Origin of the sequence: Flavobacterium pisciphilum, from assembly GCF_020905345.1 — a bacterium.
In the GTDB taxonomy this organism is placed as follows: Bacteria; Bacteroidota; Bacteroidia; order Flavobacteriales; family Flavobacteriaceae; genus Flavobacterium; species Flavobacterium pisciphilum.
Genome location: NZ_JAJJMO010000001.1, coordinates 2,698,746 through 2,716,599 on the forward strand (window position 1 = coordinate 2,698,746; position 17,854 = coordinate 2,716,599).

The window sequence follows — 17,854 nt, forward strand, 5'->3', positions numbered from 1 at the left end:
GTACATTTAATTAAACTGCTTAGATAAAGTCAACACCAATCTGATATGAACTTACATAACTTATATGTTTTAATTTTCTTCTTCATAAGCTCAATCTCTTTTGGGCAGAATCAAGCAGATAAAACATATCAAGTAATTGATGCTTTTATTGCCAATCCATCAGCTAAAGCTTTACAGAATCTTACTGTTTACGAAGCCAATTTCTGGAAAAACACAAAACCTAAAAGTAAAGATGAGTTACTAGCAATCGTAGTTTTAAACTGCAACAAAGCCTATTATGAAAATCAGTTTGGACAATCAGAAAAAGCAATTAACAGCTACGAAAAAGCTTGGCAGGTTTATGAGAAAAACAAACTGAAAGATTACGACATTATCGAATATTGTCTGAAACCTTTGGGCAATTTATATACTGCTTTGGGTGATTATGATAGCGCTGAAAACACAATAAAACAATATTTTTTTATTGTAAACACCTCCAAAAATTATCCTGATGCTCAAAAACAAAGATTTGCAGCTATTCTTAATTTATCCAATGTTTACCAAAGTTCTGGTAAAACTACATTAGCAATCAATCTACTCGAAAACACTTTAAAAACGGAGAGTTTATCAAATATTCAAAAAGGAATTCTATTCAACAATCTTGGGAATAGTTATCTATTAAGCTCCACAGCAAACCTAATCAGACCCGAAACTCGTGACAATGCAAGAAATGCGTTTGAATCGGCTATAAAATATTTGAAAAATGAAAAGAATCAATCAGAAGCTTTATCAAATTCATATCGAAATCTAGCCACTTTAAACAGACAATGGCAAAAATTTGATATTGCAAATTCTTATCTTCAAAAAGCAGAAGCATTGTTTTTTCAAACCCCAAACCAACAACCAAGAAAAATAGCTAAGTTGTATTACGAAAAGGCTTTATTACTTTTTGACCAACAAAAATATGACGAGAGCTCAAAGCAAGTTAGTACTGTTTACAAACTTTTACTTCCGAATTATTCAGAACAAAAAAACAGTTTACCAATCCAAAACGAATTATATGCCGAAACTGTTTTAATGGATTTGCTTGATCTACAAGCTGATATTTTCTTGAAACAAAATCAACCCAAAAAAGCACTCGATGCTTTTCATCTTTCTTTTCATATTGAGGATTTATTAATGAATGTACTGGTTTATGAGAATTCCAAGATTGTTAACCAAATACGCGCTCGTAATCGTACCGAGAAATGTCTATCGATTTATAACCGATTGTATAAAAAAGAAAACAAGATTCAATATCTAGAGCAAGCATTTCAATTGTCTGAAAGAACCAAATCAGGTATTTTAAAAAGTTATCGTTCGACCATTAAAACTGCAACTACCGAAGAAAAATCACTTTTGCAGCAGCTTCAAAATTTAAATAATAACATCATAAAAGAACAGCAAAAAGGAGACTCTGCTAATATTTCTAACATCAATAAAACTATAAAAAAACAAAATGAACTGATGCTTTACCTAAAGCAATTACACTCTCAAAACCCCAATTATATTCCAGAAAACTGTGATTTAAAAACCCTATTGTCAAAATTAGAGAATGATAAAGCTGTAATGGTTTATTACTTTATGGGTTTTGAAGAAGTTTATTATTTCACATTACAAAATAAGCAGATAGAATTAAACCATTTTAATATCACTGATACTGCAATGCCAGAAATTATGCATTTCATAAATTATTTTAGCAACGCCAGTGCAATCACCAATGATATTTCAGGATATAACAGAAACGGGAAAGCCGTTTATAAAATGCTCAAATTACCATCAAACATCACTTACAAAAACCTTATTATCATTCCCGATGGAGTTCTAAATTTCCTACCGTTTGAAGCTTTGATTACTCGAGAGTCTACTACAACCAATTTTGCTAAAATGCATTATTTAGTAAATGACTTCAGAATTGCGTACAATGTTTCGGCTAACTCTTATGTCAATGCAAAACCAACTTCTATTTCGACAAAAACAGTTTTAGGTATTTTTCCAGTTTTCGAAAAAACGGCTTATGAATTAAGCTATTCTAAAAAGGAATTACAATCAATACAGGCCAATTTTCAAGGAAAATTTCTTGAGAATTCTCATGCTACTTTTGATAATTTTAAAAATGATGCTACAAATTATTCCATTTTACATTTAAGTACACATGCTTCTTCTGGCGATATCGAAACTCCAGCAAGCATCAAGTTCTATGATCAAGAAATAGTATATTCTGAATTGTATAATCTTACTTTAAATCCAGATTTAGTAGTTTTAAGTGCCTGCGAAACTGGAATTGGAAAACTATATAAAGCCGAAGGTGCAATGAGTATTGCAAGAGGTTTTCAGTTTGCAGGAGCACAAAACTTATTGTTTTCGTTATGGAAAGTAAATGATTATACAACATCCGTTTTCATGTCCGATTTTTATAAAAATATCAAAAACAACATTCCTTATTTTGAAGCCAATACAAATGCTAAACTTAATTTCTTAAACGACAAATCAATTCCTAATGCAAAAAAATCTCCTTATTATTGGAGTTCTTTTGTGTATTATGGCTCCATTTCTTCTGAAGAAAAACCAACAAATTATATCTTTTACATCATTAGCTTTTTGAGTGTAATTGGTTTATTTTTGATTTTCAATCCCTATCAAAAATGGAAAACCTTCACCAAGTCCTCAAAAAAGAGAAATACAAAAAAATAAAATTCAAAGTTACCAAAACACAGCATCTCTTGATAAAAGCCAAAATCAATGGTATTTCTGGAAATTTCATTTTAGATACTGGTGCTTCTAATACTTGTGTAGGATTTGAAAGTATAGAGCGTTTTGCATTGGGTGCCGAAGCATCCAAGACTAAAGCTGCTGGAGCTGGAGCAACTGGAATGCTTACTCAAACTGCATCCAACAATATATTACAGATTGGCTCTTGGAAAGATTTGGATTTTGCTTTGGTAATTTTTGACCTTTCGCATGTAAACGAAGCGTTGCGTCAGTACAAAGCCAGACCTGTTCATGGTATTATTGGAGCCGATGTTTTACTACAAGGCAAAGCAATTATAGATTACTATAATCATTATGTATATCTGCAATAAAAAAGAGGCAGTTATAAAACTAGCCTCTTTTTAAAATTTAAATAAATCTAAAAACTAAGAATTTGCCGATGGATTAGGAATAATACATCCTGCCCAATTAAAAGCTCCATTAGCAATATTGTTATACGTTACGTAAAAGAAACCACTACGTCCCCAGCCTGCACCCCAGGAATTTTGTACTTTAAAAAGCTGTGTTGCATCATCATATCCTACAATACACACACAATGTCCACCTTGTCTACTACCATACAGATTAGACCAAACATGATTGTTATTACGGATGTCATAAAAACTTTGATTTACATCAAAACATACTGCAACTGCATAATTTTGATTAAGATAGTACTTAATATCTGCAGCACTTCTTGGATTTACATTAAACCATCCGCCTGATTTTCTCGCAGCTGCCCAATTTCTTTGTTGTGTAGTTGGTTGTGTATAACATCCTCCAGCAATATAAGGCATCTGTGCATTGCCACATTCTCCTTGATTTTTTATTAAGTTCATAGCATCATTTGGATAGGAACCAGCACCACAATTACCTAGTTTTATTTGATTATAAACGTATGCTGCACTTCTTGAAGCATTACTCCAATCATTTTGATGCACTGTGTTATTTAGGTATCTGGCAATACTGTGTGCTGCATAACCAACTCCCCAACCTACACAAGACCCTTCATTTCCTTGATCTCCAACTGGTGGCGTAGGTAAGTTTTTTGAAGCAGCTACTTTGGCTGTTAAAGTTGACTTTTGAGTTTCTGTAACTAAATCTGGTCTTAGTTGAGCAATTTTTAAGCGGTATTCGTTTGGTGATAGAAACTGAATATTCTTTAAATATTCATCAGACATTGGGGCAAGTCCATATCTTCCTTTATCCAGAAGATTCACATCTCCATCCATTAATTTCTCCTGAACATCACCTTCTTGTTGATCATTACTTTTCTCGCAAGAATAAAAAGCTAGCAATGCAAAGAGTAAGAGAGCAATTTTTTTAATGGAAATTTTACTTAGTAGGTTTTTCATGGTTTTGTTGTTTTTAGTTAATTAATTATTTCATTCATAAAATCATTTAACGAATTTATTAGTAATTTTGGCATAATATTAACATTAACAGACTCATAACTATAACTTATCTCATACACAATTGTGCCACACAGGCTCTTATTAACAAGAATTGTATTTAATTACCGAAGAAAATCAATGTCAATTATAAAAAAACATTTATAACATGGAAATCATAATAGACAAACTAATACAGGGCATAAAATCCCATTCTACCATACAAAATAGCACCTTATCAGGCGTTAAAGAATGGAAAAGGGCTCATTACATTATTCTATCGGAAATAATCTCTGATTGCTTAGAAAAATCAGAATTTATGCAAGGTTCTAAAAGAAATGAACTTGGATGTTCTATCTCTAGTGCCACACTACAAAGAATTTTCACCAACGATACCTCTAAAACCAAAAATTCTGATTTACGTTTCTTAAAGAGCTTAGACAAACTAGCCATTTTTATTGGGCATCCTTCCTTAAATAGCTTTCTGAATTGTGAAGCTGAAGATTACAACAAACCTTTGGAATCTGAAAACAAAAAAGAATCTGCCTCTTTTTTTGAAACATTAGTCACTGATTATTGCCAAGAGGAATTCAATAGTTTGAAAAAATTACCTGAGATTACCATTTCAAACTTATCTCAGTATGTCTTTATTGAAGGTCCATTCTCAAAAAGAATCAAGGATCTTTTTGAGAATTATTCGAGATTGAATTATCATTTGAACTGCATAAACAATCGATCTAATTTTGAAATTTTTGATTTTAGAGTTTCCAGTATCACTGAGGACATAGCTATTATTACCGTAAAAGAGTTTTGGAATCTAGAATGGAAAGATGAAAATGGCAATATTTCAATTGTTTTTAATAGAGTAAACCGACAAACTTATTTTATAAAAAAAAGAAATAATACATGGAAAATCTGGGACAACTACAATCCTGATTATAATGAAATATCAACCAGAATAAACTCGGCTATAGAAAACCAAGACATAAAAAAAACTACAACCTAAGAACGAGTATTCAATTAATTACCAAATTAAACCTCACATTGCAACACATTTAACTATAATTCCGTTTTTTAAGTATATTTGCCGCATCATTTTAACAAACCTATACGTATGAAAAAAACTTTACTTTATCTATTATTATTTACCACCTTTAATTTTTATGCACAAATTAGCATAGTTAGCCCTATTATACATTGTAATGGAGATACCCAATTTGATTTGACTATTAAAAAATCTGAAATAATTGGGGACTTAAATCCTTCCGAAACTACAATTAGCTATCATCTTAGTAGCGATGATGCTACAAACAACACTAATACAATTCCAAATCCGACTTCATATGTAAGTACAAGTGAATCTAAAAATATTTATGTCCGAATTAATAATAAAGGAAACATTACCCTAAAATTTTTCCGTTTAAACATAAACTTTAATTTAGCTGTAGACGCAACAATTAAATATTTAGGATGTAGTTCCCCAATATTATTTTTAAATGCTACAGGAGGTTCACCTTCATACCGGTATTCAATAGACGGAATTAAGTACCAAAAAGAAAACTTTTTTTATGTAAGCTCAGGAACCTATACTATATACACTTTAGATAATAATGAGTGCACCGCTTCAGCGATTAAGGTTGTAGAAAACATAACTATCCCCCGTTTAGAAGTGAGGACTGTAGCAACGATGCCAAGATGTAATGGCGACAACAACGCCGAAATAATGACATTTGTATCTGGAGGAACCCCTCCATATAACTGCTCTATTCTAGAAAATCCAAATGCTTTTGCGACTGTATATGACAACATTTATACTTTCCGTAATATGTCTGCAGGTAGACACACTGTACTTATAAAAGATGCAATGGGATGTAATGAAATTTCTTTTATAGAAATTCACGAACCACAAATACTTTCGGCTACTACTACAATTACGGATCAAACGATAAAAGTTACCGCAAATGGAGGATCCAATCAATACACTTATGCAATTTCACCTGCTTTATATAAGTTTTCAGAAAATAATACTTTTGCAAACCTAGCTCCAGACACTTACGAAGTACTTATAAAAGACTCTAACAATTGCTATTTAAGCTTAACATCTCTTATAATCAACCCGCCTGCACCTCTAGTAGAGGGTAAAAAAGCTATTATCTTGAATCTTACTACTGGTCAAACACTCGCAGATATTGATATTCCCGTTACAGATATTAAATGGTATAGTAATGCAATTACTCCTTCTGGAAAGACTAAAAAACTGAACGAAGCATCTTTGCCCTTAACAACCGTTTTAGTTGATGGCGTAACTTATTATGCTTCTCAAACTATTAATAGAATTGAAAGCAAAGAAAGGCTCGCAGTAACGGTAAAACTAAATACGTTATCAAATCCTGACTTTGTACTTGGCAATTTTAAATACCATCCTAATCCTGTAAAGAACTTATTAAGTATCGAAAACTCAGCGGTAATTGATGAAGCAACTCTTTTTTCTTTAACTGGAAAAGTCATTTTGAATAAAAAAATAAATGGTCTGCATTCAGATCTTGATTTATCTAATGTTGCTACAGGAATTTATTTTCTTAAAGTAAAATCTGAAGGTCGCGAGAAAACGATAAAGATTGTAAAGGAATAAATACCGTACACGTTGCAATAGAAAGCCGCCATTAATATTAAATGGTGGCTTTTTTTTATAAAATATTCTAATAAAAAAAACCGTTTAGTAAAACTAAACGGCTTTTCAATTGAAAATTATTATAAACTATAACTCTAATGCTTTTTTAGGATTGTTATCCATCAATAATTCAACTGGATTTTCTAATGCTTCTTTAATAGCAACTAAGAATCCTACTGACTCACGACCATCAATGATTCTGTGGTCATAAGAAAGTGCTACATACATCATTGGGTGAATTTCTACTTTTCCATTTACAGCAATCGGACGCTCAATAATATTGTGCATTCCTAAGATTCCTGATTGTGGTGGATTGATAATTGGTGTACTCAACATACTTCCGAAAACTCCTCCGTTAGTAATTGTAAATGTACCACCAGTCATATCATCAACTGTAATCTGTCCATCACGTGCTTTAATAGCCAATCTTTTGATTTCTGCTTCTACACCACGGAAAGTCAAATTCTCTGCGTTACGAACAACAGGAACCATTAATCCTTTTGGTCCAGATACTGCGATTGAGATATCACAGAAATCATAAGCTACTTTATAGTCACCATCCATCATAGAGTTTACGTCTGGATATAATGCTAAAGCTCTTGTAACTGCTTTTGTAAAGAAAGACATGAATCCTAAACCAACACCTGCATGTTTAGCCTTGAATGCATCTTTGTACTCATTACGCAAATTGTTTATTGGTGTCATATTAACTTCATTGAATGTAGTTAACATAGCTGTTTCATTTTTAGCTGCAACTAATCTTTCTGCTACTTTACGACGTAACATTGAAAGTTTTGTACGCTCTGAACCACGGTTTCCTCCTGTTGGAGTTCCCATTGAAGGTACTGCATTTAAAGCATCTTCTTTAGTGATTCTTCCATCTTTTCCTGTTCCTGAAACAGTTGATGGAGTTATATTTTTTTCGTCTAATATTTTTCTTGCTGCTGGCGAAGGTGTTCCTGAAGCATAAGTTGTAGTTGCTGCTGGAGCTGCTTTTGGAGCTTCTGCTTTAACTTCCGCTTTTGGAGCTTCTGCCTTAGGCGCCTCAGCTGCTGGAGCTGATCCAGATGGTTTTGCTGCGCTAGTATCGATTAAGCAAACTACTGCTCCTACTGCTACTGCATCTCCTTCTTCGGCTTTTAATGTAATTGTTCCACTTGCTTCTGCTGGCAATTCAAGTGTTGCTTTGTCAGAATCAACTTCGGCGATAGCTTGGTCTTTTTCTACATAATCTCCGTCTTTTACTAACCAAGTTGCAATTTCAACTTCCTTTATTGATTCCCCTGGTGATGGGACTTTCATTTCTAAAATCATGTCTTATTATTTTAAATTATGAATTTTATGTTTTTAAATTGTTTTGAAAACAACTTTTCTTAATTGATTTTTATTCTTTTAGCCCTGATGGTAGCGACATCCTTTTTCTTTTTGCTTCCAAAAGGAAAAGATATAGCGTACAGCAGGAAATAGCTCCTTATGATCTGAATAGATTTTTATCAAAAACCATTCTTATCGCATCTGCATGACGACGTTTTGCTCTTGTATAACTTCCTGATGCTGGTGCTGCGTATGCTTTTAATGATGCTAATCTCCATTTTACTAGATCAAAGTTCATTAACATAAAGCTGTAAGCTCCCATGTTTTTAGGCTCTTCTTGTGCCCAAACATAATCATCAGCGTTAGGATATTGTGCTATAATCTCTTTTAACTGCTCTACTGGTAATGGGAACAATTGCTCGATTCTTACTACCGCAACATCATTACGTCCGTTATTTTCTCTTTCTGCAACAATATCGTAGTAGAATTTACCTGTAACAAAAACTAATGTTTTTACCTCTTTTTTGTTTACTGTATTGTCATCAATAGTTTCTTGGAAACTTCCTGTTGCCAATTCTTCTACTGTAGATACACATCTTGGATCACGCAACAAACTTTTTGGTGAGAACACTACAAGTGGCTTACGGAAAGTTGTTTTCATTTGTCTTCTCAATAAGTGGAAGAAGTTAGCTGGCGTTGTACAATCGGCAACATACATATTTTGTCTTGCACAAAGTTGTAGGTAACGCTCCATTCTTGCTGAAGAGTGCTCTGCTCCTTGTCCCTCGTATCCGTGTGGCAATAATAAAACAATTCCGTTTTGGTTGTTCCATTTGTCTTCTCCACATGAGATATATTGGTCAATCATGATTTGTGCTCCATTTGAGAAATCTCCAAATTGTGCTTCCCAAATAGTCAATGCATTAGGGTTAGCCAAAGCATATCCATAATCAAATCCTAAAACTCCATATTCTGATAAAAGTGAATTGAATACTCCGAATTTTCCTTTTTTGTTTTCGATAGCATTCAATAAGATTACTTCTTCTTCTGAATCTTCTACCTTAACTACTGCATGACGGTGTGAGAATGTACCACGCTCTACGTCTTGACCTGATATACGAACATCAAATCCTTCTGTTAAAAGCGAACCATAAGCTAATGTTTCGGCAGTTCCCCAATCAATTGTATTGTTATCGTACCCTTTCTTTCTATCAGTAACAATTTTAGTTATCTTATTGATAAACTTCTTGTCTGATGGCAAAGTTGAAATTGTTTCTATGATAGAATCCAATCCAGCTTTTGCAAAAGTAGTATCAAATTTCTTTAACATCACAACATCTGAAACTTGCTCAAAACCTTTCCACTCATTTTGCATAAATGGAGTAATAACTGTCAAGTCTTTTTTACGAGATGCTTCAAGATTTACTTCCATTGTCGATTTGTATTCTTTCTCTAACCCATTTACATAAGTAGCATCGATAATACCTTCTGACAATAATTTTTGCGCATAAATATCTCTTGGATTTTCATGCTTTGCAATGATTTTATATAAAACTGGTTGTGTAAAACGAGGCTCATCTCCTTCGTTATGACCATATTTTCTGTATCCTAATAAGTCGATAAATACATCACGACCAAATTGCATTCTGTAATCTAATGCGAATGAAACAGCATGAACTACTGCTTCTGCATCGTCTGCGTTTACATGTAATACTGGTGATAATGTTACTTTGGCAACATCTGTACAATAGGTAGATGAACGTGCATCAAGGTAATTCGTTGTAAAACCAACTTGGTTATTAATTACAATGTGTATTGTTCCTCCAGTTTTGTAACCGTCTAATTGTGCCATCTGGATAATTTCGTACAAGATACCTTGTCCTGCAATTGCAGCATCACCGTGAACGGCAATAGGTAATACTTTTGAGAAATCGTCTGCGTAATATTTATCTTGTTTTGCTCTGGTGATTCCTTCAATAACTGCTCCAACAGTCTCTAAGTGAGATGGGTTTGGTGCTAAATTGATATTGATGTTTTTTCCAGTTCTTGTTTTTTTATCAGCAGTAAGTCCTAAGTGGTATTTTACGTCACCATCAAAATATTCTTGATCGTAATCTTTACCATCAAATTCTCCGAAGATATCTTGTGTCGATTTACCAAAAATATTGGCTAATACGTTAAGACGTCCACGGTGAGCCATACCCATTACGAATTGCTCTACACCTTTTTCAGCAGCTTTTTCAATTAAAGCATCTAGAGCTGGGATGATTGATTCTCCACCTTCTAGTGAAAAACGTTTTTGCCCAACATATTTGGTATGCAAGAAGTTCTCGAAAGAAACTGCTTGATTTAATTTATTTAAGATAACCTTTTTCTCATCAGTAGAGAAATTAGGCTGATTGTCATTTACTCCAAGTTTGTCTTGAATCCATTTTACAACATTTGGATTTCGAATATACATATACTCTACTCCGATATGTTGACAATAAATTGCTTGTAAACGTTTCACAATATCTTGCAATGAACAAGGTGGAACACCAATTACTTTGGCAGCATCAAAAACAGTCGAAAGATCTGCTGCTGTAAGTCCAAAATTTTCGATGTCTAAAGTTGGTGATGATACTCTACGATCTCTTACTGGGTTTGTTTTAGTAAACAAGTGACCACGAGAACGATATCCATCAATCAACTTTAATACGTTGAATTCTTTTTGCAATTTTTCAGATACCAAACTACAATCGGCGTTGTTCGCTGCGAATTCAACAATTTGTTGAACTGGCGTCTCGTCGTTGTAAGTTGTCATTCCAAAATCAAAACCTTGGAAAAAACTTCTCCAGCTTGGCTCTACGCTGTCTGGATTTTGCGTATATTGATCGTACAATTGTGCGAAAAACTCTGTATGCGCTGCATTTAAAAATGAAAACCTATCCATAATATTAGTGAATATACTTTTTGTTAAATAGAATGGCAAAAGTACAATAATCGAGTTTATTTAAATCTTTTTTTTACGTACTTTTACGTAAAAATTTGTTAAAATCCGTTTAACTATGAAGAAAAATCATTTTTCAATCGTTTTCAAATCATTTTTTATCATTTTGGGCCTATTATTTTCAACTGGTGCATTAGCGCAACAAAAATATTACATCCCACAAAAGCAAAATGATTTTTGGAGCAATGTACAATTTGGAGGAGGAGTTGGATTGAGTTTTGGATCTGGATATACCGATATTTCATTATTACCAAGTGCCATTTACAACATTAATCCAATTGTTGCTGTTGGTGTGGGTGCTCAAATAGGATATGTATCTTCTAAAAACGAATATTCTTCTTTTATTTACGGAGGGAGCCTTATCGGATTAATAAACCCTATTCCCGAAATTCAACTTTCGGCAGAGCTAGAACAAATCAATGTAAGCACAGATTATAAATATTTTGGAGAACCTCGTTATAGCGATACTTTTTGGAATACTGCTTTATTCCTAGGCGCAGGTTACCGAGCTGGAAATGTAACTATTGGAGTTCGCTATGACGTACTACATGATGACAAAAAAAGTATTTACAGAGAAGCTTTTATGCCGTTTGTAAGGATTTATTTTTAGTCTCTAAGAAGCTAAGTTCCTAAGACACTAAGTAAAGAGAATTACTAAAATGAATCAAGCTTTATATTCCAACACAGCTTTGAAATATATAACAAAAAATCATCCCAATTTTTCAAAATCAATCTTTTGACTGTTCTATTAAAAGTAGCAACGCGAATAGGTTTTTATGGATTGCAACTTACAATTCTGAACTTACAATTGGCTTTGAAAACGCCGAAGGTGAATGCGACTGGCATTTCCATATAGATACTTCTGGCGACAAATGTCAAACTGAAGAATTAGAAAAAATGTCTATCGCTGTAGAAGAAATTATAAATAATAAAGAAAATACAGTATTTTTTAAGTGGAGCGAAATCTAAATTTGATTTAAAAAGACTTAGTAACTTAGTACCTCAGAAGCTTAGCACCTCTTTTATTTGTAAAAATTCTATTCAAATATGACATCAAAAATTACCCAACCAAAAGAAAGATATAGCACTAGAAAAGCTATAGACAAACTGGTAAAAGAATTGAACATGCCTCATGAGAACTGGATGCAAGATTGGCCATATGAAATTGCCGATTCATCTCAGATAGATAGTTACATCAATTATTACCAAACAATAACTGACGAAGACGAGAAACTTCTCTTAATGAAAGCTATCCTTCAAGCAACTGAAGAACAAGACAGTCAAGAATTACTTTTAAAATATTGGGATACAATACACCATTTCTTAAACGAAGATTTCCACATCCACGAATATACAATTTACTATTGGTGTTGTTTTGATAATGATGACCTTGAAGATTCTTGGAAAATTACGCCTTTAATGAGAAACTTTTTTATTGAGAAACAAAACTTAGCAACTTACTTATAAAAATTCCTAAACCACACCTTTTGCCACTCCCTTTTTAAAACTAGAAAAGAAACTTGTTCGGCTAGAATTACTAAATCAGAACCGTCTAATTTTTTTATTTCAGCTTCTGAAACATCTATTATATAAAGCAGATTCAAATACTCAGCAAACTTATACTGAATCATTCTGTATATCTTTTCGTGCATTTGAATTTTGAGTTCTTCTGGCGAAATACTCATTGGGAAATCAATGCCTTCATTGGCTAGGTTAAAATCTTTATTAATCTGCTCGATTAATTTAAGATACAAAGCTTCCTTTTCTGCTTCTTGAAGTAGTAAATCTGTATTTTGTGGAGCTACAAACATTTAACGATGATTGTTGATTTAAGAATTAAAAAGATTTAGGAATTGAAAGATTAAAAACCCTGAAACCAAACTAAAAACTGATTACTGGAAACTAAACTTTTCTACCCATTAGGTTTTCTCCAAAAGTGCGTAATGACAATTTCTTTTCGTCGCTAATATCCATTTTATCTAATGTTTTAAAAGCTTCAAGTGTATACATTTCAATAGCTTCTTGTGTTTCTTTTGAAGCCCCTGATGCATTAAAAATATCTTTTGCTATTTCTACTTTTTCTGAATTATCCTCTGGATGCGTAGTAAACAATTCTTTTAATTGCTTTGCAACTTCATCATTAGAATAGGCCAGTGCTTTTAAATACAAATAGGTTTTCTTATTTTCGATAATATCTCCACCCACTTGTTTTCCAAAAGTTTCTGGATCTCCAAATGCATCTAAATAGTCATCTTGTAATTGGAAGGCTAAACCTAATTGCAATCCAAAATCATATATCAAATTGGCATTTTCTTCAGATGTTTTAGCCACAATTGCACCCATTTTCATAGCTGCAGCAACCAAAACCGCTGTTTTGTACTCAATCATTTTTAGATATTCAGGAATGGTAACATCATTTCTTTGCTCAAAATCGACATCCCATTGTTGTCCTTCACAAACCTCCAAAGCAGTTTTACTAAAAAGCTTCGCTAGTTCTCTAAACGTATTTGGTTCATACTGTTCAAAATATTGATATGCCAAAATAAGCATCGCATCACCTGAAAGTATTCCAGTATTAAGATCCCATTTTTCATGCACTGTTTTTTGCCCTCTTCGTAGTGGAGCATCATCCATTATATCATCATGAACCAATGAAAAGTTATGAAAAACCTCAACAGCCATAGCCGCTGGAAGTGCCTGATTGTATGCAACATCAAAAACTTCAGCAGTCATTAAAGTCAGTACTGGGCGCATTCTTTTTCCGCCAAGGCTTACAATATATTCAATTGGCTCATAAAGGTTTTTAGGCTCTTTACTTATTGTTTGTTTTTCTAGATAATCGACAAAGAATTCCTGGTATTGATAAATGGCATGCATAAAAGTAATTTTCGGCTAATTTACGGCATTAAGCCTGCAATGCAAACTCCATATCTTAATGAAATGTTAAATAATTAAAAATACTTTGGAAACTATTTTGGTGTTTCGAGTTTCCAATATACATTTGCATCGAAATTTAACATACAAACATTCATATCAATTTTAAAGTTTACCTGTTAAATCCCATTTATTAATAAATAGTATTACATATGAAAACACACTGGACAATTGATTCTAATCAATCTGATGTTTTGATTAAAATGAGACATTCAATTCTTGCCTATTTAGGGGGTTCTATTAATACGTTTAATGGTCATGTCGATCTACAAAACGATGAAATAGAAGACGCTACAATAGAGTTTTCTTTGGACGTAAACAATAAAGAAGCCAAACTAGAACAGATAAATACTTACTTAAAACTAAATGATTTCTTTGATGTAAATAAATATCCTACGATAAGTTTTAAATCGACTTCATTTCAAAAAGTTAACAAAAACATCAATTTCCTTAAAGGCGATTTAACAATAAAAGACGTTACAAAAACTGTTGAGCTTGATGTAGAATTAGTGGAAACTGATTACTATAATGGCAACAAAAAAGTTTCTTTTGAGCTTACTGGTGACATAAACCGCAAAGATTTTGGATTAGCTTATAATTCATTTAATCATAGCAATGGTTTATCTACTGGACAAGACATTAAACTAGTGGCTAATTTAGAATTCACAATCTAAAATTTATATCAAATTAAAGTTTTAAAAAACAGATTAAGAAAAACGGAATGAAAGAAAAAATTATATCAAAAGCGAGTGACTTATTTTTAAAACTAGGTTTTAAAAGTGTCACCATGGATGATATTGCTGGCGAAATGTGTATTTCTAAAAAAACCATTTATAAGTATTTCTGCAATAAGGAGGTCTTAATTCAAGAAAGCACATCGTTTGTACATGCACAAGTACATGAAGTAATCAATACGATTGTTAGTCAAAACCACAATGCAATTCAAGAAAATTTTGAAATACGAGCAATGTTTAAAAGTCTATTTCAATCTTCTATTGATACATCACCTATTTATCAATTAAAAAAACATTATCCTGAGATCTATACTAATATGATGCGACATGAAATAGATCAATGCAGTCAATATTTTAGAGACAACATCACCAAGGGCATGGAACAGGATTTATATCGTAGCGATATTAATGTAGATATATATGTGAAATTTTATTACACATTAATATTCCATATAAATGAAAATACTAGCTCTGAAAAGGAAGCTCAAATAGCAGAATTAGAAGCCTTAGAATACCACACTAGAGCCATGGCTACTCCAGCAGGAATAATAGAGCTTGAAAAACAAATGCAAATATTCAACAATTAATCAATCAGCAATCCATAATCTATGAAAAGAATAGTGTTTCTCTTCCTCTTGACTTTTGCAATAACCGCAAATGCACAAGAAACAAATAATAGCAATCAAGGCACACAGACTTTGACCTTAAAAGATGCTATTAACTATGCTCTGCAAAATAAATCTGATTCTAAAAAAGCCAAATTACAAGTAGAAAATAGTGAATATAAAATACAGGAAGTTCGTTCAAGAGCGTTACCTCAAATTTCAGCTAATGGTAACTTGACTTACAATCCTGTAATACAAACTACTGTTATTGACGGTGCAGGATTTGGAGCACCAGGAACCACTATTCAAGCCGCTTTTGGTCAAAAATGGACTTCAACCGCAGGAATCTCATTAACTCAAAATATATTTGACCAAGCAGTATTTACAGGTTTAAGAGCTGCAAAAAGTACTCGTGAATTTTATCAAATCAACGAACAACTTACTGAAGAAGATGTAATTGAAAGAGTAGCAAATAGTTATTACGATGTATATGTACAACGTTTAAACTTAACAGTATTAGATAGTAATTATGTAAATACTACGAGAGTAAAAAACATTTTACAAGGGCAGTATGATAATGGTTTAGCTAAAAAAATTGATCTAAACAGAATTATTGTAAAGCTTTCTAACATCAGTACACAACGCCAACAAGTAATCAATAAAGTAGCATTACAGGAAAATGCTTTGAAATTTTACATGGGAATGCCTGTAGAAACACAAATCGTAATTCCTAACACTGAATTTGAAATCACTCCTCAAGCGTTATCAGAAACTCCTAATGTTGAAAATTTAACGCAATATCTACTTTTGAAAAAACAAGAAGAACTATTGGTTTTTCAAAAGAAAGCTGTTCAGGCTGAATATTACCCAACACTTTCTTTAACCGCTGGATACAACTATATCGGTCAGGGGCCAGAAGTGCCTTGGTTTGCAAAACCATCAGCAGGTGTATATTGGTCAGATTATTCAGCTATCGGATTAAACCTTAGAGTACCAATCTTTACTGGTTTTGGTACCCGTGCTAAGGTTCGTCAGGCAGATGTTTCTATTCGTTCATTACAAGAAGACATAAAAGACACCAAGCTTTCGCTTGACATTGCCTATAGCAATGCCATGATTCAAATGGAAAATAGCCTTATCACTATTAACAATCAAAAAGAAAACAGAGAGTTAGCTCAACAAGTATTACAAAATACCAAAAACAATTACCTACAAGGACTAGCATCATTAAGTGATCTATTAGATGTAGAGAATGCATACATCGAAGCAGAAAACAATTATTCTTCGGCAGTATTGGGGTATAAAATAGCAGAAATTCAAGTAATCAAATCAAAAGGCCAACTAAAATCACTTATAAATAACTAAAACAAATGAAAAAAACAATAATAATAACAATACTAGTCATAATCGGGGCATTAGGATTAATCGGCTTCATTTTAACAAAGAACAAAGAAGAAAACAAAGCTAAAACTGATATTGTTGCTGAAAAAAATGCTGCTGTTTCAGTTAAAGTTTCTACTGTAAAAACAGAAGAAGTTTCATTGGATTTTGTTGCTAACGGAAACTTCCAGCCTATTCAAGAACTAACTTTCTCTGCTGAAAAATCAGGAAAAGTAATCAGTGTTTTGGCTAAAGAAGGAGATTACGTAAAAGTGGGTCAAACTTTATTAACAGTTAGAGGTGATGTAATTAATGTAAATGCTCAAGCTGCACAAGCTGCTTACCAAAATGCAAAAGCAGATTACATGAGATATGAAAATGCTTTCAAAACTGATGGTGTTACAAGACAACAATTAGATCAAGCAAAATTGGCATTAACAAATGCTGAAGCTAATCTAAAACAAGCAAACATAAATGTTGGAGATACTAAAGTAAAAGCTCCTATTAATGGTTTTATCAATAAAAAATACATTGAGCCAGGATCTATTTTAGCTGGTATGCCTGCAACTGCTTTATTTGACATCGTAAATGTTTCTAAATTAAAACTAGTTGTAACAGTAAATGAAAATCAAGTTACAAGTTTGAAATTAGGAAATTCAATAAAAATAACTGCTAGTGTTTATCCTGATAAAGTTTTTTCTGGAAAAATCACTTTCATTGCTGCTAAGGCTGACGAAAGTTTAAACTTCCCAGTTGAAATTGAAATCACAAATAACTTAAATAACGACCTAAAAGCAGGTATGTATGGAACTGCAAATTTTGCATCTAACCAACAAAACCAAACCTTAATGGTTGTACCTAGAAATGCATTTGTAGGAAGTGTAAGCAGTAACGAAATATTTGTAGTTGAAAACAATATTGCAAAATTAAAAAAGGTAACAGCTGGAAGAATTTTAGGTGATAAAGTAGAAATTATCAATGGATTATCAGATGGACAAATCGTAATCACTACTGGTCAAATTAACTTACAAGACGGAAACTCAGTAGAAATTATAAAATAGTTTAAA

15 protein-coding genes are annotated in these 17,854 nt (G+C 32.7%); 10 read left to right on the top strand and 5 right to left on the bottom strand.

The window, feature by feature from the left end; genetic code table 11:
* The first annotated feature begins 45 nt into the window (after positions 1 to 45).
* Both LNQ49_RS11395 and LNQ49_RS11400 read left to right on the top strand, forming a co-directional pair.
* Positions 46 to 2,712: a CHAT domain-containing protein gene (locus LNQ49_RS11395; RefSeq protein ID WP_229988950.1), complete on the top strand. Its 2,667-nt coding sequence runs from the start codon at positions 46 to 48 to the stop codon at positions 2,710 to 2,712.
* Complete coding sequence (locus LNQ49_RS11400) at positions 2,664 to 3,101, top strand: retropepsin-like aspartic protease (protein ID WP_229988951.1); 438 nt, start codon at positions 2,664 to 2,666, stop codon at positions 3,099 to 3,101. The genes LNQ49_RS11395 and LNQ49_RS11400 overlap by 49 nt, the downstream gene beginning before the upstream one ends.
* A 54-nt stretch (positions 3,102 to 3,155) precedes the next feature.
* Here LNQ49_RS11400 and LNQ49_RS11405 read toward each other — a convergent pair whose 3' ends face one another.
* A complete protein-coding gene (locus LNQ49_RS11405) occupies positions 3,156 to 4,124 on the bottom strand; it encodes a C1 family peptidase (protein ID WP_229988952.1) in 969 nt (322 codons plus the stop codon).
* A 205-nt stretch (positions 4,125 to 4,329) separates the two neighbouring features.
* Between LNQ49_RS11405 and LNQ49_RS11410 the strand changes: the two genes are divergently transcribed.
* Positions 4,330 to 5,166, top strand: coding sequence for a hypothetical protein (locus LNQ49_RS11410; RefSeq protein ID WP_229988953.1), 837 nt, complete (start codon positions 4,330 to 4,332; stop codon positions 5,164 to 5,166).
* A 108-nt stretch (positions 5,167 to 5,274) separates the two neighbouring features.
* On the top strand, positions 5,275 to 6,792 hold the full coding sequence (locus LNQ49_RS11415; RefSeq protein WP_229988956.1) for a T9SS type A sorting domain-containing protein: 1,518 nt from the start codon (positions 5,275 to 5,277) through the stop codon (positions 6,790 to 6,792).
* 126 nt (positions 6,793 to 6,918) lie between these two features.
* Here LNQ49_RS11415 and odhB read toward each other — a convergent pair whose 3' ends face one another.
* Together odhB and LNQ49_RS11425 are read right to left on the bottom strand one after the other, a co-directional pair.
* Positions 6,919 to 8,145, bottom strand: a complete 1,227-nt coding sequence (gene odhB / locus LNQ49_RS11420; RefSeq protein WP_229988958.1) for a 2-oxoglutarate dehydrogenase complex dihydrolipoyllysine-residue succinyltransferase — start codon at positions 8,143 to 8,145, stop codon at positions 6,919 to 6,921.
* 157 nt (positions 8,146 to 8,302) lie between these two features.
* Entirely contained in the window at positions 8,303 to 11,077 is a 2,775-nt protein-coding gene (locus tag LNQ49_RS11425) for a 2-oxoglutarate dehydrogenase E1 component (RefSeq protein ID WP_229988959.1), read from the bottom strand.
* Between the two features lie 115 nt (positions 11,078 to 11,192).
* Between LNQ49_RS11425 and LNQ49_RS11430 the strand changes: the two genes are divergently transcribed.
* Both LNQ49_RS11430 and LNQ49_RS11435 read left to right on the top strand, forming a co-directional pair.
* A complete protein-coding gene (locus LNQ49_RS11430; protein WP_229988961.1) occupies positions 11,193 to 11,744 on the top strand; it encodes a hypothetical protein in 552 nt (183 codons plus the stop codon).
* A 437-nt stretch (positions 11,745 to 12,181) separates the two neighbouring features.
* Entirely contained in the window at positions 12,182 to 12,601 is a 420-nt protein-coding gene (locus tag LNQ49_RS11435; protein WP_229988963.1) for a hypothetical protein, read from the top strand.
* Here the strand turns inward: LNQ49_RS11435 and LNQ49_RS11440 are convergent.
* Both LNQ49_RS11440 and LNQ49_RS11445 read right to left on the bottom strand, forming a co-directional pair.
* Complete coding sequence (locus LNQ49_RS11440) at positions 12,592 to 12,945, bottom strand: hypothetical protein (RefSeq protein ID WP_229988965.1); 354 nt, start codon at positions 12,943 to 12,945, stop codon at positions 12,592 to 12,594. The two genes, LNQ49_RS11435 and LNQ49_RS11440, sit on opposite strands and share 10 nt — an antisense overlap.
* Positions 12,946 to 13,036: 91 nt before the next feature.
* On the bottom strand, positions 13,037 to 14,011 hold the full coding sequence (locus LNQ49_RS11445) for a polyprenyl synthetase family protein (protein WP_229988967.1): 975 nt from the start codon (positions 14,009 to 14,011) through the stop codon (positions 13,037 to 13,039).
* 209 nt (positions 14,012 to 14,220) lie between these two features.
* On the opposite strand from LNQ49_RS11445, the gene LNQ49_RS11450 reads away from it, so the two are divergent.
* Genes LNQ49_RS11450 through LNQ49_RS11465 form a run of 4 tightly spaced genes read left to right on the top strand, consistent with a single transcriptional unit; the run spans position 14,221 to position 17,848 of the window.
* The gene (locus LNQ49_RS11450; RefSeq protein WP_229988969.1) at positions 14,221 to 14,742 is read left to right on the top strand and encodes a YceI family protein; all 522 of its coding nucleotides are present in this window, start codon (positions 14,221 to 14,223) and stop codon (positions 14,740 to 14,742) included.
* Between the two features lie 47 nt (positions 14,743 to 14,789).
* Entirely contained in the window at positions 14,790 to 15,389 is a 600-nt protein-coding gene (locus tag LNQ49_RS11455) for a TetR/AcrR family transcriptional regulator (protein WP_229988970.1), read from the top strand.
* A gap of 21 nt (positions 15,390 to 15,410) precedes the next feature.
* On the top strand, positions 15,411 to 16,772 hold the full coding sequence (locus tag LNQ49_RS11460; protein ID WP_229988971.1) for a TolC family protein: 1,362 nt from the start codon (positions 15,411 to 15,413) through the stop codon (positions 16,770 to 16,772).
* A gap of 5 nt (positions 16,773 to 16,777) precedes the next feature.
* Complete coding sequence (locus tag LNQ49_RS11465; protein WP_229988972.1) at positions 16,778 to 17,848, top strand: efflux RND transporter periplasmic adaptor subunit; 1,071 nt, start codon at positions 16,778 to 16,780, stop codon at positions 17,846 to 17,848.
* Positions 17,849 to 17,854 lie beyond the last annotated feature (6 nt).